Source organism: Rhizobium sp. R635, assembly GCF_002211285.1.
Classification (GTDB): Bacteria; Pseudomonadota; Alphaproteobacteria; order Rhizobiales; family Rhizobiaceae; genus Rhizobium.
In genome coordinates this window covers 137,946-162,083 of the sequence record NZ_LOKX01000006.1, presented here as the reverse complement: position 1 = coordinate 162,083, position 24,138 = coordinate 137,946, and the positions used below count along the sequence as shown (strand labels likewise).

Sequence of the window (24,138 nt, the reverse complement as noted above, 5' to 3'; positions counted from 1 at the left end):
ACTCACCTCACGCACGCTACGCTTGCCGCCGCTGTAAAACTCCACAACACTCTGCTTGAACGACGTGCTGTATTTGGACATGCAAAACCCCCGAAGTTGGGTGTCCAACTTTCGGGGGTCAGTTCACATCCGGTTGCGGGCTGTTTCATTCATGCATGCCTTGAAAGAACTTAGCGGATGACGCGGCCGAAGGATGCCGGGTCGATGCCAAGTTCATTGAGGTCGCGGGCGCGCGGGCGACGACCGGCTTCGACAGCGGCGCTGACGGCATTTGCGGCGCTCAGCACAGCGAATGCGCGGCCCAGGAAGCCGGAGTGGACTGAATTGCGGATGGCGGACATTGTCCTGTTCCTCTTGCTCTATGATTGACCACTCATAGATGGCAGTGCGCGTGCGCATCCACAATGCACGTAAATTCACCTCAGCCATGCAAAAAGAAGAGGCCGGCGCATGTTTCCATGGCCGGCCTCCAGGGAGGGGTAAGGTTGTCTTTTTCTTTTAATCTTCGTTTGCCGCCAGCTGAGACAGCACCTGGCCCCTGCCGCGAATGCGCAGGATCAGCGGAATGAGGAAAGCAGCTGCGGCAACGATGAGAAGGCCTGCCGCAATCGGCGACATCACCAGCGTCGTGACGTCCCCCTGGCTGATCGCCAGCGCGCGGCGCAGCTGCTGCTCGGCAAGCGGCCCGAGGATGAGGCCGACGACGGCAGGTGCGATCGGATAGCCGAAGAGCCGCATCACATAGCCGAGCAGGCCGAAGGCGAGCAGCATGCCGAGTTCGAACACCGAAGGGTTGGCGCCGATCGTTCCGAGCGTCGCAAACAGCAGGATGCCGGCATAGAGCCACGGCTTCGGAATGGTCAGCAGCCGCACCCAGAGCCCGATCATCGGCAGGTTCAGGACGAGCAGCATCGCATTGGCGATGAGCAGACTGGCGATCAGACCCCAGACGAGCTGCGGATTGGTGGCAAACAGGAGCGGCCCTGGCTGCAGCCCGTATTGCTGGAAGCCGGCGAGCATGATCGCCGCCGTCGCCGTCGTCGGCAGGCCGAGAGTCAGGAGCGGCACCAGCGTGCCGGCGGCGGACGCGTTGTTCGCCGCCTCGGGGCCGGCCACGCCTTCGATCGCGCCATGGCCGAACTCTTCCGGGTTCTTCGCCAGCCGCTTTTCGGTCGAGTAGGAGAGGAAGGTGCCGATTTCAGCGCCGCCCGCCGGCATGGCGCCGATCGGGAAACCGATCAGCGTGCCGCGAAGCCAGGGCTTCCAGGAGCGCGACCAGTCCTGTGCGTTCATCCAGAGCGAACCCTTGACCGCTTCCACCTGTTCCGCGACCCGGTTGCCTTGCGCTGCGATATAGAGCGTCTCGCCGATCGCGAACATCGCCACGGCAAGCGTCGTCACCTCGACGCCGTCGAGCAGGTCGGGGATGCCGAAGGAAAGCCTGGCCTGCCCCGTCTGCTGGTCGATGCCGATCATGGCAAGCGCGAAACCGATGAACAGCGCGGTCAGGCCTCGCAGCGCCGAATCTCCGAAGGCGGAGGAAACGGTGACGAAGGCGAGCACCATCAGCGCGAAATATTCGCGCGGCCCGAAAACCAGCGCCAGCTTGACGATATAGGGCGCGATGAAGGCGAGCCCGAGCGTGGCGATGAGGCCGGCAACAAAGGAGCCGATCGCCGCCGTCGCCAGCGCCGGTCCGCCGCGCCCGGCCCGCGCCATCTTGTTGCCCTCGAGCGCGGTGACGATCGAGGCGCTTTCACCTGGCGTATTGAGCAGGATCGACGTCGTCGAACCGCCGTACATGCCGCCGTAGTAGATGCCGGCGAACATGATCAGCGAGCCGCCCGGATCGAGCTTGTAGGTGGCCGGCAAAAGCAGCGCCACGGTGAGCGCCGGGCCGATGCCGGGCAATACGCCGACGGCTGTGCCGAGCGTCACGCCGACCAGCGCATAAACCAGGTTCATCGGCTGCATCGCAACCAGGATACCCTGCCATAGGAATTCGAATGTGCTCATCTTGGTGTCCCAGGCGGCGTTCCCGTCCGTGCGTTTGCAATCGGTCGCCGCGAAAAATCAAAAGAGCTGACAGCGCGTCCCGCGCGGTCAGAAGAACAGATGTTCGAGCGGGCCGGCCGGCAGCGTCAGCTGCAGGAGCTGCGAGAAGATCGCCCAGACGACGAAGCTGAAAACGACGCCGATCGGCAGCGAGATCCAGAGCTTGCGTTTGCCGAAGCCGCGTGCCGTCAGCGCAAACAATATACCGGTCGCAATCGAGAAGCCGGCAACGCGCAGAAGCAGCATCTGGCAGACAAGACCGGCGACGATCCAGATGACGGGCGCCACTTCTTGCTTGTCTCGTTCCGGAAACTCGCCGCGCCAGGCTTCGGCCGCGGTCCAGATGCCAAGACAGAAGAGCCCGAACGCCACCACCTCAGGCACCGTTGCCGGACCGATGCGGGCGTATTGTGCGATCGTTTTCAGATGCGTTGCATCCCAGGCCATCACACCCGCGATGGCGAAGAGGAAAACGGCAATGATGAACGCCGCCCGATCAGGGCGGCGCTCGGTTGCCGAGGAGGTCTTATCCTCGCTCATTGAACAAGTCCGATCTCTTTAAGAATGCCCTCGGTGGCGGAGACGTCCTTTTCGAGCTGGGCCTTGAAGGCGTCGCCGGAAAGATAGGTGTCGGCCCAGCCCTTGGTCTTCAGGGTTTCCTGCCAGGTGGCAGAGCCGTGCAGCTTTTCGAAATCGGCGGTGATCGCAGCGACTTCGTCGGCCGACAGGCCGGGGGCTGCGGCGACCATGCGCCAGTTCTGGATGCTGACGTCGGTGCCGGCTTCCTTCAGCGTCGGGGCGTCGACGCCGTCGATACGCTTGTCGCTGGAGACGGCGAGGAGACGGAGCATGCCTGCTTTCACCTGCGATTCGAACTCGCTGTAGCTCGAAACGCCAGCTGTGACCTGGTTGCCGAGAATGGCTGCGAGCGCTTCACCGCCGCCGGAGAAGGCGACGTAGTTGATCTTCGTCGGGTCGACGCCGGAAGCCTTGGCGATCAGGCCTGCGGTGATGTGGTCGGTGCCGCCGGCCGAGCCGCCGCCCCAGGAAACCGAACCCGGATCCTTCTTCAGCGCCGCGACCAGATCGGCCATGGTCTTGATCTCGGACGAGGCGGGAACGACGATGGCCTCATATTCGCCGGTCAGACGGGCGATCGGCGTCACGTCCTTGAGCGTCACCGGCGACTTGTTGGTGAGGATGGCGCCGACCATGACATAGCCGCCGACGATCAGCGAATTCGGATTGCCCGCAGCCTGGCTGCTGAACTGCGCCAGGCCGATGGTGCCGCCGGCGCCGGGAACGTTCTGGACCTGCACGTTGCCGGAGATCTTCTCCTGCTGCAGCGCGGCCTGCAGCGAACGGGCCGTCTGGTCCCAGCCGCCGCCGGGAGCCGCCGGCGCGATGATGGTGTAGTCGGCCGCATAGGCCGGCAGCGCGATGGCGGCTGCGAAAAGGGTTGCAATGAACGTATGCTTCACGATGTCCTCCGTGGGCGGCTGAGCGACCGCCTGTTGTTCTCTGGGAATCGGGAAGGATGGCCGGCCAGCGGACGTGATTGTCCTGAGTGACGAGCGAAATTCCTCCCAAGGCTTCAGCTCTCCGCCTCCACGGAGAAGAAGTAGCCAAAGCCACCACAACAACCTGTCATCTAGCTGACATCGGCAAGATATCCAGAAGGAGAAGCCACTTTTTTGCCGTAATTGGCACACGCCGGTCTAAATCCGGTCCTTCGCTGCCGTTTGAAGTGCGCATTGTTGCTGGCGGGAGGCGAAATCCTTCAATCGGGCTCTCAACGCCGACGTCACCCGGAAATACTGAGGATATAGTCCCTTGCGCACGCGAGCCTCGATCCATTACATCTTGATCAATCCACGGTTTTGTTTTCCATTATCTCGATTTCCGCAGTCCTTTATTTCGCTGATACCTAAGGGAACGACATGTCACACTGCCTGACCACGAATCCCCGCCGGATATACGACGACATGCGATCGCTGCGTCCAGATACGATACTGACGCTCGAAGACGGGCGATATGCAGTGCCGCTCGTGCTCTCCTCGGTCAGCGGATCTCAGCAGCAGCCGGTCGTCATTCGCGGCAGCGGCGCTCTCATCGATGGCGGCAGAACATACGAAGGCTATCGCGAAACTGCCAACCGCCTCTCCGCCGTGCAGGAAGCCAATGGCCGCTTCCCCGGCATTTATTACCTTGCCGACAACGCAGCGCTCGTGCTGCGGAATTGCCAGTGGGTCGTCATCGAGGACCTCACCTTCGAAGGCTGCTGGCCCACGGCGATCTACCTCGACAACTGCCAGCACATCACGCTCCGCGGCCTGCACATCCGCGGCAGCACGATTGCCATAGGGGCGGCCGGACCTTACACGCGCCATCTGCTGATCGAAGGATGCGACTGGATACAGGATGTCCAGTCTCACGGCGAGGCGGACCTTGCCGCGATCCGAAAGACCAAAGCCGTCAATGCAACGCTCGATCCCGACGATTGCAAGCTCTGGCGAAAAACCTCATGGGGCCAGGTCCACGGCAATATCGACGACACAGACAGCCGCGTGGATGTCGAGAAGGACGAGCGTGGTTTCGACGGCGATTTCTTCCGGGCTTGGACCATCGCCGGCTATGTCGTCCTGCGCGACAACGTCATTCTCGATGCCTTCAACGGCATCCATTTTTTCAACGACGCATCCGACTCCACCGTGGAGGACTTCTGCCGCAACATCGTCATCGAAAACAACTGGTTCGTCCGCCTCCGCGACAACGCCATCGAGGCGGAGGACTACGCCTGGAACTGGACCGTGCGCGGCAACAGATTCGTCGATTGCTACATGCCCTTTTCACTGGAGATGCGGCGCTCCGGCCATTTTTACATTTATGGCAATCTCGGCTGGAACCTGCATCGGCCCGGCCCCGATGACGACGACCGTAATTTCGGCCAGCTTTTCAAGTTTCCCAAGAAACACGAAGCGGTCGGTCCGCATTACGTCTTCAACAATTCATGGATGCTGAGAGGCCCGATCAGCAAGCGCTACCGCTTCAGCCAGTTTCACCATCTGAACAATGCGATCGGCTATTACGGCGCGGCAGGCCTGTCGACACTGCAGGCATCCGCTCCCTTTGGCGCAGGATGGCAGAGCGTACCAAAGGAAGGACAGGATGAAAGCTCACTTGAAGGCGAACATTTCACCAGGCTTTGGCGGGACCTCGATATCCGCTTCGATGGCGACCTGATCGATCACCTGTATTTCCCTGACCTGCTGCGCCAGGCGGGGTATCCTATCGGCGCGCATGCGCATCCCGGGCCGGTCCCTTTCCGCTCGCCCGACTTCGGCCTGCCTGAAGGGCTGAAGCTGACGGCGGAGGTTCCAGCAGTCCCTTTCGAGATGAAACTTCCCGACGGTCGAAAACAGAGCGCCGCTGGCCCGAACTATACCGTCGGCGCCTGGCAGGGCGAACATCCCTTCACTGTGAAAAAGCCGATGTTCTACGAATACTGGCTTTACGCCGAAGCTTGCGGAAAAGACGAACCGGCCAAAAGCTGACGCACTTCACTGCGCCCGGAGAACCTCGTTCCAGTGCGCGATCAGCCGCGCCCGCTTCACCTGATCGAGATAGACCATCAAGCCGGGACTGACCGGCACCGGCCGAAGTTGGGCGCCGAGCAGTTCCTGCAGCGTATTGGCGGTATTTTCCCCCGCCACCTCGGGGCTGACGGCCGGGATCTGCAGTTCGCGCGCCATGATCGTCTGGCCCTCCTTCGACATGAAGAAGGCGAGGTAGCGCCGCCCGAGCTCCGGCTCGGCCGCCGCCTGCGGCACCAGCCCGATCCGCGACATCACCACCGTATAATCCTTCGGCAGCACGATGCCGACATCGGGATGCCGAGAAGCCCAGTCGGCCGCATAGGAGCCGAGAATATTGTAGCCGAGCACGAAGCGCCCGTCGGCGACGCGTTCGAGGATCGCCGAACTCGTCGAATAAAGCTTGACGCCGGCCGCCCCCATCGCTCCGATCACCGACCAGATGTCGCCGAACTGCTCTTGATCGCGCGCCATGAAGAGAAAGCCGACGCCGGAGCGCTCGATATCGTAGGTGCTGATCCGGCCATAGACCGCGTTGCCCTTGCGCTTGAGGTAGTCGACGAGTTCCGCCCGCGAACTCGGCACCGGCTCGTGCGCGAAGCTCGGCTTGTGATAGACGAAGACCGCCGGCTCGAAGGTCAGCGCATAGGCGGTATTGCGCCAATTCGCCCATTTCGGCCATGCCGCGCTCATCGGCAGGTTGCTGACCTGCGCATATCCGTCGTTGGAAAGCTTCACCTGCAGGTCCATGGCCGAAGAGAAGGCAAAATCCGCCGTCCTCTTGCCGGCATCCGTCTCCCTGACGATCCGGTCGTAGATATCGCCGGTCAGCATGTCCTCATATCTGACTGCGACATCGGGATTGGCCTCCTGGAAACCCCGGATCATCGGCTGCGCCAACGGCTCGTCGAGCGAGGAATAAACCGTCAGCACCGGCGCATCGGCATTTCCCGACTTCGCCGGATAAAAGGCCTGATCGGCAAGCGTAAAGCCCGGCCAGAACGCCAGCAGCAAGATGAAAATTCTCCTCATGCCGCAACAATGCCCGAGCGGACGGAGAGGAGCAAGGGTGCCGAATTCATGAGGCGACCAGACCGCACGGCAGTGCCTCGCTGCGGCCAAAACGATCGGCCTGATACCGGACGTGAAAAACTAACTGAACAGAGCAAAAATATTCCGCTTGCCCCGCCGGAGACCGTTTTTCACCATAAAGGATTATGGTTTGGCGCCATCCTTCGCCCCTTTAGAGTATTGATGAAGATTGGCGACGTTATAGGGTGCGCTGCTGCGTCAGACGACCGCCCGGATTTCTATTCGGGGGAAGGATCTACGCGGAAAAAACTCTGAAAAAACTGGATTAACCTGGGAAGATCCATGGGAGGGGTCATGGAACGACGACTGAGCGCTATTCTCGCTGCGGATGTCGTCGGCTACAGCCGGCTGATGGGCATCGATGAATCAGGCACGCTGCAGGCGCTGAACCGCCATCGCTGCGAACTGGTCGACATTCGTATCTCGGACTACAGGGGCCGGATCGTCAAACTCACCGGCGACGGCATCCTGGCCGAATTCCAGAGCGTGGTGAATGCGGTCGCCTGCGCCGCCGAAATCCAGCGCAGCATGTCGGCCCGCAACGAAAACGTCCCGAAGGACGAGCGCGTCGAATTCCGCATCGGGATCAGTCTCGGCGATGTCGTGGTCGAGAACGGCGACATATTCGGCGACGGGGTCAATCTCGCCGCGAGGCTCGAGCGGATCGCCGCGCCGGGCGGCATCGCCGTGTCGGCCTCGGTGCGCGATCAGGTCGGCTCGCGCCTCAATCTCGGCTTCGAATCCATCGGCGAGCATACGCTGAAGAACATCCGGCAGCCCGTCCAGGTCTACACCGTCACCCTGGCGCCGCCCTCCTCCACCAAGCTTGTCGCGCAGAACCGCAACACCTGCTTCATCGCCGTGCTGCCCTTCACCAATATGAGCGGCGATGCCGACCAGGATTATTTCTCCGACGGCATCACCGAAGACATCATCACCGATCTGTCGAAGATCTCCAGCCTGCATGTCGTGCCGCGCAACACCATTTTCACCTACAAGGGCACCTCGGTGAAGGTGAAGCCGCTCGCCCAAGAACTCGGCGTGCGCTACGTGCTCGAGGGAAGTGTCCGCATCGTCGGCAAGCGCGTGCGCATCTCCGGCCAATTGATCGACACCGCCAATGGCGATCATCTCTGGGCCGAGCGCTACGACCGCGACCTGACCGACATCTTCGCGATCCAGGACGAGATCACCCATGCGATCGTCGGCCAGTTGAAGGTGCGCCTGTTGCCCGAAGAGAAGAAGGCGATCGCGAATGAGCCGACCGCCAATGTCGAAGCCTACACCTACTACCTCAGGGGCCGCCAGCTCTCCCACACCTGGACGAAGTCATATCTGAAGCTCGCAAGGCGCATGTTCTGCAAGGCGGTCGAGCTCGATCCGGACTATGCCCGCGCCTATGCGGGCATTGCCGATTGCGACGCGACGATCCGTGATTGGGGGCCGGAAGACGTGCCGCTGCGGCGTATCCTCGACATGAGCGCCCGTGCCCTCGAACTCGACCCCGACCTGCCCGAGGCCCATGCCTCCCGCGGTCTTGCTCTGCATCAGAGCGGCCAGGACGAGAAAGCAGCCGCCGCTTTCGAACGAGCCTTGGCGCTCGATCCGAACCTGTTCGAGGCGAATTTTCATTACGCCCGGTTTTTCTTCATGCGCGGCAACTTTGCCGAATCCGTTCAGTATTTTGCCCGCGCCGCCGAGATCCGCCCCGACGATTACGTCTCGCCGATCCATCTGATGGCCGCCTACCGTTCGCTTGGCCGCGTGGTCGATACGGAGCATTGGGCCCGGCTCGGCCTTGAACGCGCCGAACGCGCGCTGAACTGCAATCCGGAAAATTCCGGCCCGGCCCATCGCGGCGCGCTAGCGCTCGCCCATCTCGGCGATCAGGCGAGAGCACGCGACTGGGCCGCGCGCGCGATCGCCATCGACCCCGATGACATCGTCGCCCAGTACAATCTCGCCTGCGTCCATTCCATCCTCGGCGACGCCGACCAGGCGATCGACCTCCTGGAGAGGCTGCTTCCGCATAGCTCCGCCTATCATATCAAATGGTTCAACAATGATTCCGATCTCGACAACATCCGCCACACATCCCGGTTCCGGAATCTGCTGGCCGCCGCAATGATGCAGCACGAACGGATGGAGAAGACCGGGAGTTGAAGCCGGCCTTTCCCCCGCTGTTCACCGAACCGATAAAATCGCTGTGACAAGCTCGCGCCGCCCCTGTAATCTCCTTTGAAAAACAAGGGGACATCCGTGCGCATCCTGCTCACCGAAGACAACATCGCGCTGGCCGACGGCCTGTCGGCGATCTTGCGCGGCACGGGCCATGCCGTCGATGTCGTGCATGACGGGGCGTCGGCCAATGCCGTCATCGCGGCGGAAAATTTCGATCTTGTCATTCTCGACCTCAACCTGCCGGAGATGGACGGGCTCGACGTGCTGCGCGCCATGCGCGCCCGGCAGAACCAGGCGGCCGTCCTCATTCTGACGGCACGCGGCACGCCGGAAGAACGCGTGAAGGGTCTCGATCTCGGCGCCGACGATTATCTGATCAAACCCTTCGACATCGCCGAGTTCGAGGCCCGCGTTCGCGTGCTTCTGCGCCGCCAGGCCGGCTTGCGCTCGGCGACCGTCAGCTTCGGCGGCATTTCCTTCGATCTCAACTCCCGCACCTTTTCATCGGGCGCCACGCCGCTCGATATTCCCGCCCGCGAGCTCGGCCTGCTCGAAATCCTCTTCATGCGGGCCGGCAAGGTCGTCGCCAAGGAGGCGATCATCCAGTCGCTGACAGCCTTCGACGACGACATTTCCTCCAATGCCATCGAGCAATATGTCAGCCGCCTGAGGAAACGCCTCTCGCCTTACGGGCTGACGGTCAAGACCGCACGCGGCATCGGCTATTATCTCGACAAGCTGCCAGAGGCCTCATGACATCAGCCTATTCCCTCAGGCGCCGGCTGCTCTTCTGGCTGCTTGTTTCCACCGCCGTCATCGGCACGCTGGCGCTCGCCGATACCTATAGCGAGGCGGTGCAGACCTCCAATATCGTCTCCGACCGCGTGCTCGCCGGCTCGGCGCTTGCGATCGCCGAGCGCGTCGTCGTCGCAGAAGACGGCACGCTGCAGGTCGATATCCCCTATGTCGCGCTGGAGATGCTGACATCCGCCGCTCAGGACCGCGTCTTCTACCGCGTCGACGGCCCGCCGGGTGAATTCATCACCGGCTACCAATCCCTGCCGGTCCTGAAGAAGGCGCCGGGCGATGCGGCTGCCTTTGCCGACGACATCTTCCGCGGCGAGCCGATCCGGGTCGCGACGCTCGAGCGTTCCGCCTCGACGGGCATCCGCTCCGTACCCTTCGTCGTGACGGTTGCCGAAACCACCATCGCCCGGCGGCAATTGACGCGAGCGATCCTCGTCCGCTCGGCGCTGCGCCTCGCCTTCATGATCGCAGGCGCGGCCGTCATCGTCTGGATCTCGGTCACCGTCGCCCTGCGCCCGCTCTACAAGCTCGGCGACGCCATCGGCGAACGCAGCCCCGATGATCTTCATCCGATCGAAGAGACCGTGCCGAGCGAGGTCGAGCCGCTGGTCGATACGGTGAATTCCTTCATGGTCCGCCTGCAGTCGGCCCTCGATGCCCTGCGCAATTTCACCGGCAATGCCAGCCACCAATTGCGCACGCCGCTCGCCATCATCCGCACCCAGCTTGCCCTTTCCGCCCGCGCCGGCTCGCTTGACGAAGCCCAGGCGGCGGCGCTGAAGGGCGATCAGGCCGTGGCGCATGCCGAACGCATCCTTGCTCAGCTTCTCCTGATGGCGAAGATCGACGCCGCCACCGCCAAGGAGGCGCTGACCGCCTCCGCCATCGATCTTGCGGCCATCGCCCAGGAAATCACCGGCGAACAGATCCCGACGGCCGCCGTCGCCGGCATCGATCTCGGCTTCGAGGGCGAGAGCCCGGCCATGATCCGCGCCGAGCCGCTGCTGATCGGCGAAATGCTGCGCAACCTCGCCGGCAACGCCATCGCCTATGCCGGCAAGGGAGCCGAAGTCACGGTCCGCATCATCGCCGCCGCCGAGACGATCCGCCTCGAAGTCGAGGACAACGGCCCCGGCATTCCCGGCGAGAAGCTGGAGGCGGTGCGCCGGCGTTTTTCGCGCGGCAATGATTCCGGCGCGCCGGGCGCGGGGCTCGGCCTTCCCATCGTCGAAGAAATCGCCAATCTTTTCAACGCCGCCCTGACGCTGGAGCCGGGCGCGGGCGGCAAGGGCCTGAAGGCGGCGGTCACCTTCGCCAAGGCGGCGTAAAAGCCGCCCTGTCCTCAGCCTTCCGCCCTTGCTTTCTTTCGCTGCATTGCACACACTGACTTCGGGAACAGCAAGCCGCACAACGATGCGCGCCGGACAAAAAGAGCAATATGTCGATCAAAGCCAGCATCTATCATCTGACGCACTATACCTATGACAAGCCGGTCCGCCTCGGCCCACAAATCATCCGGTTGAAACCGGCCTCGCATTCGAAGACGCGGGTGCTCAGCCACTCGCTGAAGATCACGCCCTCAAACCACTTCGTCAACCTGCAGCAGGACCCCTACGGCAATTACCTCGCCCGCTACGTCTTTCCCGACCCCGTGACGGAGTTCAAGATCGAGGTCGACCTCGTCGCCGACATGACGGTCTATAATCCCTTCGACTTCTTCGTCGAGGAGGAGGCGACCAAATGGCCGTTCGATTATCCTGAAACCATCCGCGAGGATCTGTCGATCTACATGACGCCGGAGCCAGCCGGCCCGCGCCTCAAGGCGCTGCTGCCGACGCTCGACTGGTCGCCCGGCCAGGCGACGATCGATATGGTCGTCGGCCTGAACGCCCGCCTGCAGCGGCAGATCGGCTATGTCATCCGCATGGAGGCCGGCGTTCAGACGCCGGAAGAGACGCTGGAAAGCGCCAAGGGCTCCTGCCGCGACACCAGCTGGCTGCTCGTCCAGATCCTGCGCCATCTCGGCCTTGCCGCCCGCTTCGTCTCCGGCTACCTCATCCAGCTGACGCCCGACCTGAAGGCGCTCGACGGCCCCTCCGGCACTGAAGTCGATTTCACCGACCTGCATGCCTGGGCGGAGGTCTATCTGCCGGGCGCGGGCTGGGTCGGCCTCGATCCGACCTCCGGCCTCCTGACCGGCGAAAGCCATATCCCGCTTGCGGCAACGCCGCATTATCGCAACGCCGCCCCGATTTCCGGCGGCTATTTCGGCGAGGCCGAAACCGAATTCGCCTTCGACATGAAGGTTTCGCGCGTCGCCGAACATCCGCGCATCACCAAGCCCTTCTCCGATGACAGCTGGAACGATCTCAACGAACTCGGCGAAAAGGTCGACCGCATCCTCGAAGCCGAGGATGTGCGCCTCACCATGGGCGGCGAGCCGACCTTCGTCTCGATCGACGATTTTCAATCCGCCGAATGGAACACCGACGCCGTCGGCCCGACCAAACGCGAAAAGGCGGATGCGCTCATCCGCCGGCTTCGCACCCGCTTCGCGCCGAACGGTTTCCTGCATTACGGCCAGGGCAAATGGTATCCGGGCGAAAGTCTGCCGCGCTGGACCTTCTCGCTCTACTGGCGCAAGGATGGCCTGCCGATCTGGTCCGACGACGATCTCGTCGCCGTCGAGGGCCGTAACTACGAGGCAACGGAGGACGATGCCGGCCGGCTGCTGACGGCGATTGCCGGCGAGCTGGATATTTCTTCCGAATATGTCGCGCCCGCTTTCGAGGATCCCGCCGAATGGCTGGTCAAGGAAGCAAGCCTGCCGGAAAATGTCGATCCTGCCAATTCCAAGCTCAAGGATGCCGAGGAGCGCAGCCGCATCGCCCGTGTCTTCGATCGCGGGCTGACCCGCCCGACCGGCTACGTCCTGCCCGTTCAGGCCTGGAATGCGCGCGCCAGCGGTCGCACCTGGACGAGCGAGAAATGGTCGACGCGGCGCGGCCGCATCTTCCTCACGCCGGGCGACAGCCCGGTCGGCTACCGCCTGCCGCTCAATTCGCTCGCCTATATCCCGCCCTCGCAATATCCCTATATCAACCCGCTCGACCCCTTCGTGCAGCGCCCCGAACTGCCGGATTTCGCGGGGGATAACGGGCGTCCGCAGCAGGCCGCACACTTCCAGCCCTTCACCGGCCAGCGGCCGGCTACGCCGCAATCATTGAACGAGATCGGCGGCCACGTCCGCACCGCGCTCTCCGTCGAACCGCGCGACGGCCGCCTCTGCGTCTTCATGCCGCCGACGGAAACGCTGGAGGATTATCTCGATCTCATCGCCTCGACCGAGCGCGCGGCCGCGGCCCTCGGCCTTGCCGTTCATATCGAAGGTTATCCGCCGCCGCAGGACGAACGCATCAACGTCATCCGCGTCGCGCCCGACCCCGGTGTCATCGAGGTCAACATCCATCCGTCCTCGACGTGGAAGGAAACGGTGGACATCACCACCGCCATTTATGAAGAGGCGCGCGAGAGCCGCCTTGGCGCCGACAAGTTCATGATCGACGGCCGCCATACCGGCACCGGCGGCGGCAACCATGTCGTCGTCGGCGGCAGCAATCCGAACAACAGCCCCTTCCTGCGCCGCCCCGACCTTCTGAAGAGCCTCGTGCTGCACTGGCAGCGCCACCCCTCGCTCTCCTATCTCTTTTCCGGCCTGTTCATCGGCCCGACCAGCCAGGCGCCGCGCATCGACGAGGCCCGCCACGACAGCCTCTACGAGCTGGAAATCGCCATGGCGCAGATCGCGCCGCCCGGCCGCGGCCAGCAGCCTCTGCCCTGGCTCGTCGATCGCCTGTTCCGCAACCTCTTGATCGACGTGACCGGCAATACCCACCGCGCCGAAATCTGCATCGACAAGCTTTTCTCCCCCGACGGCCCGACCGGCCGCCTCGGGCTCGTCGAATTCCGCGGTTTCGAAATGCCGCCGAATGCCCGTATGTCGCTCGCCCAGCAATTGCTGGTGCGTGCACTGATCGCCCGCTTCTGGGCAAACCCGGCCGAGGGCAAGTTCGTGCGCTGGGGAACCTCGCTGCATGATCGCTTCATGCTGCCGCATTATGTCTGGGCCGATTTCCTCGACGTGCTGGCGGACCTGCGTCAAAACGGCTTCGATCTCAGCCCCGAATGGTTCAAGGCGCAACTCGAATTCCGCTTCCCCTTCTGCGGCGAGGTCGAATACGAGGGCTCGAAGCTGGAGCTTCGCCAGGCGCTGGAACCCTGGCATGTCATGGGCGAGCAGGGCGCGATCGGCGGTACGGTGCGCTATGTCGATTCATCCGTCGAGCGCCTGCAGGTCCGCCTCGAAACCAGCAACGCCTCGCGCTACACCGTGACCTGCAACGGCCGCACCCTGCCGCTGACGCCGACCGGCGCTTCGGGCGTCGCCGTCGCCGGCGTGCGCTTCAAGGCCTGGCAGCCGGCCTCCGGCCTGCATCCCGTTCTGCCGATCAACACACCTTTGACTTTTGACATTTATGATACATGGTCGAAGCGTTCGATTGGCGGCTGCATCTATCATGTTGCCCATCCGGGCGGCCGGACCTATGACACCTTCCCGGTCAACGGCAACGAGGCGGAAGCAAGGCGGCTCGCCCGCTTCGAGCCGTGGGGACATACGGCAGGCGGATATATTCCGCGCGCCGAGACGGGCTCGCCGGAATTCCCGCTGACGCTGGATCTGAGGCGGCCCGCCGGAATTTGAGGCCGGGGGCAAAGGCCGAGGGTTGAAGTTGGGGTTTGATGGGTAAGAGACCGGCAGTGGAGCGCAGGCAAGAGGCTGAGGGCAGCATCGGCAAGGATGCGGCCTTCGATTATGCGCCGCTTCCCGGCACCGCCGACGAAATGGTGGACAACAAGGGTGCCGTCCGGCCCGTCTGGCAGCGTTTCCTCTCGCATCTCGGCGTGATGCCGGAAAAGGATCTCGCCGAGCGTTTCGCCCGCGCCGACCGCTACCTCAGAGACGCCGGCGTCTTCTACCGTGCCTATGGCAGCAAAGGCACCGGCGAACGCGCCTGGCCGATCTCGCATATCCCGGTGCTGATCGACGAGCGCGAATGGCAGGCGCTGTCGGCAGGCCTCGTCCAGCGCGCCGACCTCTTGGAGGCGATCATCGCCGATATCTACGGCGAGAACCGGCTGGTCGAGGAAGGCCTCCTGCCGCCGGCGCTGATCGCCGCCAATCCCGAATTCCAGCGCCCGCTCGCCGGCATCCGGCCGGCATCCGGCCACTACCTGCATTTCTGCGCTTTCGAGATCGGCCGCGGCCCCGACGGCAACTGGTGGGTGCTGGCCGACCGGACGCAGGCGCCATCAGGCGCCGGCTTCGCCCTGGAAAACCGCGTCGCGACAACCCGGGCCTTCTCGGATATCTACGCCGAAACCCCGGTCCATCGCCTCGCTTCCTTCTTCGGCGCCTTCCGTGACGCCTTGCAGGACATGAAGCATTCGGGCGATGACCGCATCGCGGTGCTGACGCCAGGCCCCGCCAACGAGACCTATTACGAGCACGCCTACATCGCCCGCTATCTCGGCTTCATGCTTCTCGAGGGCGAGGACCTCACCGTCGTCAAAGGCCGTGTCATGGTGCGCACGGTCGCCGGCCTCAAGCCGATCGGCGTGCTCTGGCGCCGCCTCGATTCCGCCTTTGCCGATCCGCTGGAACTGAACCAGAATTCGCATATCGGCACGCCCGGCCTCGTCGAAGCGTTGCGCGCCGAAAGCGTCACCATCGTCAACGCGCTCGGCACCGGCATTCTCGAAACCCGGGCGCTTCTCGCCTTCATGCCGACCATCTGTCGGCATCTCATGGGGCAGGATCTGCAACTGCCTTCGATCGCTACCTGGTGGTGCGGCCAGCAGGAGGAGCGCGAGCACGTCGCCAAGAATATCGAGAAGATGGTGATAGGCCCGGCCTACTCCCGCGCGCCCTTCTTCGACGACAACGGCGAGTCCGTGCTTGGCTCGTCGCTGCGCGCGACCGCCAAGGATTCCATTACCGACTGGCTGAATTCGGACGGGCCAAAGCTCGTCGGCCAGGAGGTCGTGACGCTGTCGACGACGCCGGCCTGGGTGGATGGCAAACTCGTGCCGCGGCCGATGTCCCTGCGCGTCTTCGCCGCCCGCACGGCAAACGGCTGGCAGATCATGCCCGGCGGTTTTGCCCGCATCGGCTCCGGCGCCGACGTCTCGGCGATCGCCATGCAGTCAGGCGGAGCGGCCGCCGACGTCTGGATCGTCAGCGACAAGCCGGTCGAGCGTCACACGCTGCTGCCGGCCGAAGGCAGCTTCACCCGCAACATGCCGGGCAGCCTGCCGAGCCGGGCGGCCGACAACCTGTTCTGGCTCGGCCGCTACATCGAACGCGCCGAAGGGGCGCTGCGCATCCTGCGCGCTTGGCACGCGCGTTTTGCCGAAGCCGCCGATCCGAGCCAGCCGCTGCTCGCCGACGTCTCCGCCTATCTCGCGGCCGTCGATATCGATACCGCCGAGCCCGTGCCCGAAAGGTTGCTGCGCAACATCGACAGCGCCGTCTATTCCGCCAGCAACATCCGCGACCGCTTCTCGCCCGATGGTTGGCTTGCCCTTAACGATCTCGCCAAGACCGCGCGGCGCTTTCACGCCACCGTCACTGCCGGCGACGACGCCAGCCATGCAATGACGATCCTGCTGCGCAAGCTCGCGGGCTTTGCCGGCCTCGTGCACGAGAACATGTACCGCTTCACCGGCTGGCGCTTCCTTTCGCTCGGCCGCTATATCGAGCGCGGCCTGCACATGACCCGCCTGCTCGGTCACATGTCCGGCCCGGAAGCGCCCGATGGCGCCCTCGACATGCTGCTCGAGATCGGCGACAGCGTCATGACTCATCGCCGCCGCTACAATGTCAACACGGCGCGGCTGACCGTCACCGACCTGCTGGCGCTCGATCCCCTCAACCCGCGTTCGGTCCTCTTCCAGGTGAACGAGATCCACCACGAGGTCGAGCAACTGCCGAATGCCCTGATCAACGGCCAGATGTCGCCCTTTTACCGCGAGGCGATGCGCCTCCATTCCGGCCTGGCGGTGATGACGCCGGAGGGCATGGGCGTCGATGTCTATCAGCGGCTCGAACGCGAATTGGAGCAGCTTTCCGATCTGCTCGCCCAGACCTATCTCGGGTGACGGCTGTGCTCTACGATCTCTCGCTCCGCATGGGTTACAGCTACGACGTGCCGGCCTCCGGCGCCCGCCACATCATGCGCCTGATGCCGCTGTCGCTGACCAACCGGCAACGACTGGTCGCCGGCTCGATCACCATCTCGCCGACGCCGGACGAGCAGTCGCATTTCGTCGATTTCTTCAGTCATCCCGCCACATCCTTCATGCTGCGCGCGCCGCACGAGACGCTCGATATCCGCATGCAGGCCCGCGTGCAGGTGGAAAGCCTGCCGATTGCCGCCGATTTCTCGCCGCTGCTCGCCGACTTGCCGGAGGAAATATCCGGTGTCTGGTCGCTGGCGCCGGATTCGCCGCACCACTTCCTCGGCGACAGCCCGCGCCTGACGCAAGCGCGCGAGATCGCCGACTATGCGCGAAGCTGCATCACCCCCGCTCTGACGGCGATGCAGATCGCCCATGCGCTCTGCGCCCGCATCAACAAGGATTTCACCTACGCTCCCGATGCGACGTCGGTGGACACGACACCGCTCGAGGCGTTCAAGCTGAAACGCGGCGTCTGCCAGGATTTCACCCATATCATGATCCTGGCGCTTCGAAGCCTCGGCATCCCGGCCGGCTACGTCTCCGGTTTCCTGCGCACCATCCCGCCGCCCGGCAAGGAACGGCTGGAAGGGGCTGATGCCATGCATGCCTGGGTGCGGATCTGGTGCGGCGAGACGATCGGCTGGATCGAACTCGACCCGACCAACGACATCCCTGCCGGCACCGATCACATCGTCGTCGCCTACGGCCGGGATTATTCGGACGTCGTTCCCGTCATCGGCGTGTTGAAAAGCTATGGCGGCCAGCGTGCCGTCCAGGCGGTCGACGTCATCCCGCTGAAATAATCCCAAAACTGGAAAAATCCGCCGATTCGTTAAAATTGTATTGACGCCGTAAGGACAGCGTAAAGAAGCAGCGTGCGTAAATCACCTCACAGGGTTTCCAGTTAGGTGAACATGATGAGCACCTTCTTTTCGCATCCCTGCCTGCGACGCATGTTCAGCGATCGAGGCGGTAATTTCGGTATCATGACGGCGATCTTGGCGCCGGTTCTTCTCGGCGCTGCCGGCATGGCGATCCAGGTCGGTGATATGCTGCTCTCCAAGCAGCAGTTGCAGGAGGCGGCCGATTCCGCCGCGCTCGCAACAGCCACGGCGCTGGCAAACGGTACGATCCAAACCTCCGAGGCCCAAGCCTACGCGCGGAATTTCGTGGCCGGGCAAATGGCGAATTACCTGCAGAGCAGCGTCGATATCAAGAGTGCGACGGGCGTCAATGTCCAGACAAGCACGTCGGGCAAATCGACATCCTACCAGGTCACGGTTTCACCGGGCTATGATCTCACGGTCAATCCGCTCATGCAGGTGGTCGGCTTCAGCACACAGCATCTTTCGACCTCGGCCACGACGACCAGCGGCCATTCGCAAACGCAAGGCTCGATATCCATGTTCCTTGCACTCGATAAATCGGGGTCGATGGGAGAGGATACTGCCACTGTCAATGAGGAAGACCCGACGGAATCCTACACCTATGACTGCAACGGCCACTACAACAAGAAGGGCAAGTGGGTGTACGACACCTGCACCGGCAGCCGCTCGAATTACTATACGAAGATAGAGGCGTTGAAGATCGCCGCTGGCAACCTCTTCGGCCAGCTCGATAGTGCCGATCCCAATGCCGAATATGTCCGTACCGGCGCGGTATCCTACGATATCGTCCAATACTCACCCAGCAATCTCGCCTGGGGGACCGCCGGTGTCGCGAGCTATGTCAATGCGCTTCAGGCGAATGGCGGCACGAATTCGAGCGGCGCGATGAGCACAGCCTACTCGTCTCTGACAGCGAAGAATGCCGCCGGGAACGACGCCGAGGACTCCGCGCACAAGCTGAAGACCGGGCAGGTGCCCAAGAAATACATCGTCTTCATGACGGACGGCGACAATAACAACGACAGCAGCGGCGGCCGTTCATACGACACCTTGACCAAGGCAACGTGTGATACCGCCAAGTCCAAGGGCATAGAAATCTATACGATCGCCTTCATGGCACCGGCGGGCGGCCAGGCGCTGCTGCATTATTGCGCCTCCGATGATGCGCATTATTTCCAGGCGGAAAAAATGGAGGACCTCCTTGCCGCGTTCGAGGCCATCGGAGCGAAGGCCTCCGCACAGGTGACACGCCTGACGAACTAACGATACCGCCAGGAGAAAAAGCCGAAGGAAAAGCCGCGCCGGAACAAACCGGCGCGGCTTTTCGTTATCGCTGTCCCACGCATCAGATCGAGAAAAGCGATTGAAATCAATCCCCTTGATCCGCGTGATTATGAAGGTTTCGCAAATTTTTCGTTTGTCCAAATCCTTTGTTGCAAGTGCTTCCTAACGATGCATAAATTGTCGCTGACGCAGACGACAAATCGATTAGATCAGGCTTAACAGCCTGAAACCAAATTAAAATTGGCGAGATCTGACCATGAATACCGTTTCCAAGCCGGTTATCCCCTCTCCCGCTCCCCGCAGTTCCAAGCCGGAAATTCTCGCCGAAGAAATCATCGAACGTCTCACCTACCGCATCGGCAAGGACGCCAAGGTGGCAAAGCCGCATGACTGGCTGACCGCGACGATCCTCGTGGTGCGCGACCGCATCATCGACAAGTGGATGGCTTCCACGCGTGAGGTTTATGCGACCGGCGCCAAGCGCGTCTATTATCTTTCCCTCGAATTCCTCATCGGCCGCCTGATGCGCGACGCCGTCTCGAACCTCGGCCTGATGGAAGAGGTGCACGATGCGCTCGCCTCGCTCGGTGTCGACGTCAACGTCATCGCCGGCCTGGAGCCGGATGCGGCACTCGGCAACGGCGGCCTCGGCCGTCTGGCCGCCTGTTTCATGGAGAGCATGGCGACGGTCGACGTTCCGGCCTATGGCTACGGCATCCGCTATGTCCACGGCCTCTTCCGCCAGCAGATGGCCGACGGCTGGCAGGTGGAACTGCCCGAAAACTGGCTCGCCCACGGCAACCCCTGGGAATTCGAGCGCCGCGAGAGCGCCTATGAAATCGGCTTCGGCGGCGCCGTCGAATTCATCACCACCCATGACGACCAGCCGCGCTACGTCTGGAAGCCGGCCGAACGCGTCATCGCCGCCGCCTTCGACACGCCGGTCGTCGGCTGGCGGGGAAAACGCGTCAACACGCTGCGCCTCTGGTCGGCGCAGCCGATCGACCCGATCCTGCTCGATGCCTTCAACGCCGGCGACCACATCGGCGCGCTGCGCGAAAGCAACAAGGCCGAAAGCCTGACCCGCGTCCTCTATCCCGCCGACGCCACGCCTGCCGGGCAGGAACTGCGCCTGCGCCAGGAATTCTTCTTCTCGTCGGCCTCGCTGCAGGACATCCTGCGCCGCCACCTGCAGCAATATGACGACTTCACCTCGCTGCCCGACAAGGTGGCCATCCAGCTGAACGATACCCACCCGGCCGTCTCGGTCGCCGAACTGGTGCGCCTGCTCTGCGACGTGCACGGCCTGGATTTCGAGCAGGCCTGGGACATCACCCGCCGCACCTTCTCCTACACCAACCACACGCTTCTGCCCGAAGCGCTGGAAAGCTGGCCGGTTCCGCTCTTCGAGCGCCTGCTGCCGCGCCACATGCAGATCGTCTACGCGATCAACGCCAAGATCCTGCTCGAAGCCCGCAAGGGCAAGAACTTCTCCGACAGCGAAATCCGCTCGATCTCGCTGATCGAGGAAAGCGGCGACCGCCGCGTGCGCATGGGCAACCTCGCCTTCATCGGCTCGCACTCGATCAACGGCGTCTCGGCACTGCACACCGACCTGATGAAGGTCACGGTCTTTGCCGACCTGCACAAGCTCTATCCCGACCGCATCAACAACAAGACCAACGGCATTACGCCGCGCCGCTGGCTGCAGCAGTGCAATCCCGGCCTCACCGGCCTGATCCGCGAAGCGATCGGCGACGAATTCCTGGACGATGCCGAAAAGCTGCGCCCGCTCGAGGCACATGCTTCCGATCCGACCTTCCAGCAGAAGTTCGCCGCGGTGAAACGGGCCAACAAGGTGGCGCTTTCCAATCTCGTCGCCAGCCGCATGGGCGTGAAGCTCGACCCGTCGGCGATGTTCGACATCCAGATCAAGCGCATCCACGAATACAAGCGCCAGCTTCTCAACATCATCGAAGCCGTCGCCCTCTACGACCAGATCCGCTCGCATCCGGAACTGGACTGGGTGCCGCGCGTCAAACTCTTCGCCGGCAAGGCGGCGCCGAGCTACTACAACGCCAAGCTCATCATCAAGCTCATCAACGACGTCGCCCGCACCATCAACAACGACCCATCGGTGCGCGGCCTGCTCAAGGTCGTCTTCGTGCCGAACTACAACGTCTCGCTCGCCGAGGTCATGGTTCCCGCCGCCGACCTCTCCGAGCAGATCTCGACGGCCGGCATGGAAGCATCCGGCACCGGCAACATGAAGTTCGGCCTCAATGGAGCGCTGACGATCGGCACGCTCGACGGCGCCAATGTCGAGATGCGTGACAATGTCGGCGAGGACAATATCGTCATCTTCGGCCTCAGGGCCGACGAGGTCGCAAAGGTCCGCAGCGACGGCCACAATCCCCGCGCCATCATCGAAGGATCACGCGAGCTGTCGCAGGCGCTTTCGGCCATCGGCTCGGGCGTCTTCTCGCCGGATGACCGCAACCGCTACTCCTCGCTGATCGACGGCATCTATTCGCACGACTGGTTCATGGTCGCCGCCGATTTCGACGCCTATGCCCAGGCCCAGCGCGACGTCGACCAGATATGGACCAACCAGTCCGCCTGGTACACCAAGACGATCAACAATACGGCGCGGATGGGCTGGTTCTCCTCCGACCGCACGATCAGACAATATGCAGACGAGATCTGGAGAGCCGGATGAAAACGCCGAAAAAAGTCCCTGAAGTACAGCTTACCTGGGAAATTTCGGCAGATGAAATCACGGCGATCCTCGCGGGCTCGCATTCCAATCCCTTTGCCGTCCTAGGTGTGCACCAGGCCGGCGACGCTTTCGTCGCCCGGTGCTTCATTCCGGGCGCGGAGGAAGTCACCGCCATGACGCTCGACGGCAGCGTCATCGGCGAACTGAAACAGCTTCATGGCGACGGCTTCTTCGCCGGCCCGGTTTCGCTGACCAAGCTCCAGCCGGTGCGCTACCGCGCCCGGCGCGGCGATGCCGAATGGGCGGTGACGGACCCCTACAGCTTCGGTCCCGTGCTCGGACCGATGGACGACTATTACGCCCGCGAAGGCTCGCATCTGCGCCTGTTCGACAAGATGGGCGCTCACCGCATCAAGCATGACGGCGCGCAGGGCATGCACTTCGCCGTCTGGGCGCCGAATGCGCAGCGCGTCTCCGTCGTCGGCGATTTCAACAATTGGGACGGCCGCCGCCACGTCATGCGCTTCCGCGCCGACAGCGGCATCTGGGAGATCTTCGCTCCCGACGTACCGATCGGCGTTGCCTATAAATTCGAGATTCGCGGCCAGGACGGCGTATTGCTGCCGCTGAAGGCCGATCCCTTCGCCCGCCGCAGCGAACTCCGGCCGAAGACCGCCTCCGTCGCCGCCGCCGAACTGGAGCAGGTCTGGGAGGACGAAGCCCATCTGAAGCACTGGCGCGAGACCGACAAGCGCCGCCAGCCGATTTCGATCTACGAAGTGCATGCCGGTTCCTGGCAGCGCCGCCAGGACGGCACCATGCTCTCCTGGGACGAGCTCGCCTCCAGCCTCATTCCCTATTGCGTCGACATGGGCTTCACCCATATCGAATTCCTGCCGATCACCGAGCATCCCTACGACCCCTCCTGGGGTTACCAGACGACCGGCCTCTACGCGCCGACGGCCCGCTTCGGCGAGCCGGAGGGTTTTGCCCGTTTCGTCAACGGCTGCCACAAGGTCGGCATCGGCGTCATCCTCGACTGGGTGCCGGCGCATTTCCCGACCGACGAGCACGGCCTCGGCTGGTTCGACGGCACGGCGCTCTACGAGCACGAAGACCCGCGCAAGGGCTTCCATCCCGACTGGAACACGGCGATCTACAATTTCGGCCGCACCGAGGTCGTCTCCTATCTCGTCAACAACGCTCTCTACTGGGCCGAGAAGTTCCATCTCGACGGCCTGCGCGTCGATGCCGTCGCCTCGATGCTCTATCTCGATTATTCCCGCAAGCACGGCGAATGGATCCCGAACGAATACGGCGGCAACGAGAACCTCGAAGCCGTCCGCTTCCTGCAGGATCTCAATATCCGCATCTATGGCCAGCATCCCAACGTCATGACCATCGCCGAGGAATCGACCTCCTGGCCGAAGGTCTCGCAGCCCGTGCATGAAGGCGGCCTCGGCTTCGGCTTCAAGTGGAACATGGGCTTCATGCACGACACGCTGAGCTACATGAGCCGTGATCCCGTGCATCGCAAGCACCATCACAACGAGCTTACCTTCGGCCTGCTCTATGCCTATTCGGAAAATTTCGTCCTGCCGCTCTCGCATGACGAAGTGGTTCACGGAAAGGGTTCGCTGATCGCCAAGATGCCGGGCGACGACTGGCAGAAATTCGCCAATCTGCGCGCCTACTACGCCTATATGTGGGGCTATCCCGGCAAGAAGCTGTTGTTCATGGGCCAGGAATTCGCCCAGTGGGCCGAGTGGAGCGAGAACAAGTCGCTCGACTGGAACCTGCTTCAGTACCGCATGCACGAGGGCATGCGCCGCCTGGTGCGCGACCTCAATTTCACCTATCGCAGCAAACCGGCCCTGCATACGCGCGACTGCGAGGGCGACGGTTTCGAATGGCTGGTGGCCGATGACGGCGAGAATTCCGTCTTCGCCTGGCTGCGCAAGGCGCCTGGCGAGAAGCCGGTCGCCGTCATTACCAATTTCACTCCCGTCTACCGCGAGAACTATTCGATACGCCTGCCCTCCGAGGGTCGCTGGCGGGAAATTCTGAACACCGATGCCGATATCTACGGCGGCAGCGGCAAGGGCAATGGCGGGCGCGTGCAGGCCGTCAATGCCGGCGGCGACATCACCTGCTCGATTACGCTGCCGCCTTTGGCAACGATCATGCTTGAACCTGAAAATTAAGACTGGTGGGAGGAGAA

Annotated in this window: 15 protein-coding genes; 10 read left to right on the top strand and 5 right to left on the bottom strand. The window is 62.9% G+C overall.

The window, feature by feature from the left end; all coding sequences use genetic code 11:
• Window positions 1-170: 170 nt before the first annotated feature.
• The 4 genes from ATY78_RS28500 to ATY78_RS07525 form a co-directional block, all read right to left on the bottom strand.
• Entirely contained in the window at window positions 171-341 is a 171-nt protein-coding gene (locus tag ATY78_RS28500) for a hypothetical protein (RefSeq protein ID WP_088681722.1), read from the bottom strand.
• A 157-nt stretch (window positions 342-498) separates the two neighbouring features.
• Entirely contained in the window at window positions 499-2,016 is a 1,518-nt protein-coding gene (locus ATY78_RS07535) for a tripartite tricarboxylate transporter permease (protein ID WP_088681721.1), read from the bottom strand.
• An 87-nt stretch (window positions 2,017-2,103) separates the two neighbouring features.
• Entirely contained in the window at window positions 2,104-2,595 is a 492-nt protein-coding gene (locus ATY78_RS07530) for a tripartite tricarboxylate transporter TctB family protein (protein ID WP_088681720.1), read from the bottom strand.
• Window positions 2,592-3,536, bottom strand: a complete 945-nt coding sequence (locus ATY78_RS07525; protein ID WP_088681719.1) for a tripartite tricarboxylate transporter substrate binding protein — start codon at window positions 3,534-3,536, stop codon at window positions 2,592-2,594. Before ATY78_RS07525 ends, ATY78_RS07530 begins: the two co-directional genes overlap by 4 nt.
• Before the next feature lie 504 nt (window positions 3,537-4,040).
• Here ATY78_RS07525 and ATY78_RS07520 point away from each other — a divergent pair.
• On the top strand, window positions 4,041-5,609 hold the full coding sequence (locus tag ATY78_RS07520; protein ID WP_245313512.1) for a right-handed parallel beta-helix repeat-containing protein: 1,569 nt from the start codon (window positions 4,041-4,043) through the stop codon (window positions 5,607-5,609).
• A gap of 6 nt (window positions 5,610-5,615) precedes the next feature.
• Here ATY78_RS07520 and ATY78_RS07515 read toward each other — a convergent pair whose 3' ends face one another.
• Window positions 5,616-6,662, bottom strand: coding sequence for an ABC transporter substrate-binding protein (locus ATY78_RS07515; protein WP_088681717.1), 1,047 nt, complete (start codon window positions 6,660-6,662; stop codon window positions 5,616-5,618).
• A 372-nt stretch (window positions 6,663-7,034) separates the two neighbouring features.
• On the opposite strand from ATY78_RS07515, the gene ATY78_RS07510 reads away from it, so the two are divergent.
• From ATY78_RS07510 to glgB, 9 genes are all read left to right on the top strand, one after another.
• Entirely contained in the window at window positions 7,035-8,903 is a 1,869-nt protein-coding gene (locus tag ATY78_RS07510; protein ID WP_088681716.1) for an adenylate/guanylate cyclase domain-containing protein, read from the top strand.
• 96 nt (window positions 8,904-8,999) lie between these two features.
• Window positions 9,000-9,677: a response regulator transcription factor gene (locus ATY78_RS07505; protein ID WP_088681715.1), complete on the top strand. Its 678-nt coding sequence runs from the start codon at window positions 9,000-9,002 to the stop codon at window positions 9,675-9,677.
• Window positions 9,674-11,056 carry a sensor histidine kinase gene (locus tag ATY78_RS07500; RefSeq protein WP_088681714.1) on the top strand — a complete coding sequence of 461 codons (1,383 nt, stop codon included), beginning with the start codon at window positions 9,674-9,676 and terminating at the stop codon, window positions 11,054-11,056. The genes ATY78_RS07505 and ATY78_RS07500 overlap by 4 nt, the downstream gene beginning before the upstream one ends.
• Window positions 11,057-11,166: 110 nt before the next feature.
• On the top strand, window positions 11,167-14,490 hold the full coding sequence (locus tag ATY78_RS07495) for a transglutaminase family protein (RefSeq protein WP_088681713.1): 3,324 nt from the start codon (window positions 11,167-11,169) through the stop codon (window positions 14,488-14,490).
• 38 nt (window positions 14,491-14,528) lie between these two features.
• Complete coding sequence (locus ATY78_RS07490) at window positions 14,529-16,946, top strand: circularly permuted type 2 ATP-grasp protein (protein ID WP_088681712.1); 2,418 nt, start codon at window positions 14,529-14,531, stop codon at window positions 16,944-16,946.
• Entirely contained in the window at window positions 16,943-17,830 is an 888-nt protein-coding gene (locus ATY78_RS07485; protein ID WP_088681711.1) for a transglutaminase family protein, read from the top strand. The genes ATY78_RS07490 and ATY78_RS07485 overlap by 4 nt, the downstream gene beginning before the upstream one ends.
• A 114-nt stretch (window positions 17,831-17,944) precedes the next feature.
• Window positions 17,945-19,177, top strand: coding sequence for a TadE/TadG family type IV pilus assembly protein (locus tag ATY78_RS07480; RefSeq protein WP_088681710.1), 1,233 nt, complete (start codon window positions 17,945-17,947; stop codon window positions 19,175-19,177).
• Between the two features lie 277 nt (window positions 19,178-19,454).
• Window positions 19,455-21,917: a glycogen/starch/alpha-glucan phosphorylase gene (locus tag ATY78_RS07475; protein WP_088681709.1), complete on the top strand. Its 2,463-nt coding sequence runs from the start codon at window positions 19,455-19,457 to the stop codon at window positions 21,915-21,917.
• Window positions 21,914-24,121, top strand: coding sequence for a 1,4-alpha-glucan branching protein GlgB (gene glgB, locus ATY78_RS07470; protein ID WP_088681708.1), 2,208 nt, complete (start codon window positions 21,914-21,916; stop codon window positions 24,119-24,121). The genes ATY78_RS07475 and glgB overlap by 4 nt, the downstream gene beginning before the upstream one ends.
• The last annotated feature ends 17 nt before the right edge of the window (window positions 24,122-24,138 follow it).